The sequence below is a fragment of the Streptomyces xingningensis genome (genome assembly GCF_054957865.1).
This window is the reverse complement of the sequence record NZ_JBDJPF010000173.1, coordinates 1-851: the sequence shown is the minus strand read 5'-3', so window position 1 is coordinate 851 and position 851 is coordinate 1. Positions and strand designations below refer to the sequence as shown.

Below are 851 nucleotides of genomic sequence, written 5' to 3'. Positions count from 1 at the left end.
GGTCGTACCGCAGGGAGATGATCTCCGCTGCGGTCAGATTCCACGTAACTGATAGCAGCACCACGAACCCCTTCTGGCCGTCACTGCGTCTGACGATCGCCAGGACCAGCGCGAGCGCGGCCAGGCAGTACTCGACGAGGCTGCCGGTGTAACTGCCGTCGGCCCAGACGAGGGCCAACAGGTGGTGTGCGTCGGCGACTTGCCGCAGCAGGACCTGGGCGGCGGTGCGGTCGCCGACATCCGCGGCGGTGACCATCACGCCCAGCAGCAGGCCGAGTGTGTCGACCACGACGTGCCGCTTGCGGCCGTTATCTTGAGCCCGCACAAGCGTGTCCTTCATGTGCGTGAAGCACTTTGCAGTTCCCCCAACTCCCGTGGTGGATGCGGTTATCTGCCGCCGTCCAACACGGAAGGGGCGGATGCGCGATGCGCGTGCAGAGGGTGCTGGCACCCGGGGCGGCGACGGAGTCGTGGACGCTGCTGGGAGATGATCTGCGGCCAGTCGATCCGGTGGAGTCGTTCCTGGCCTACCTGTCGGCAATCGAGCGGTCACCGAACACCGTCAAGGCGTACGCCCATGACCTGAAGGACTGGTGGACCTATCTCGACGGACGCGGCCTGGGCTGGAAGTCGGTGGATCTGGAGGCGGTGGCCGCCTTCGTGGCCTGGCTGCGGCTTCCGCCGGTGGCCCGGAACGGGGCGGTGGCGGTGCTGCCGACGGTCGAGCACCACTGCACGGCCTCCAGCGTGAACCGCAAGCTCGCTGCGGTCAGCACGTTCTACGAGTTCCACGCCCGCAGCGGGTAGGCGAAGTCGTCGACCACGTCGAACTGCGTACGGTCCTGGAGGCC

At 67.2% G+C, this 851-nt stretch carries 2 protein-coding genes; one reads left to right on the top strand and one right to left on the bottom strand.

The features are described 5' to 3' along the window. The coding region (locus tag ABCR83_RS32705; protein WP_462698899.1) for a transposase at positions 1-325 on the bottom strand (325 nt) is incomplete at its 3' end. Positions 326-426: 101 nt separating this feature from the next. Here ABCR83_RS32705 and ABCR83_RS32700 point away from each other — a divergent pair. Next, positions 427-807, top strand: coding sequence for a site-specific integrase (locus tag ABCR83_RS32700; protein ID WP_462698898.1), 381 nt, complete (start codon positions 427-429; stop codon positions 805-807). The last annotated feature ends 44 nt before the right edge of the window (positions 808-851 follow it).

What these genes read in the sequence shown, in the direction of transcription:
- ABCR83_RS32700 (WP_462698898.1), top strand. Translation starts at nt 427, where the DNA reads ATGCGCGTGCAGAGGGTGCTGGCACCCGGGGCGGCGACGGAGTCGTGG.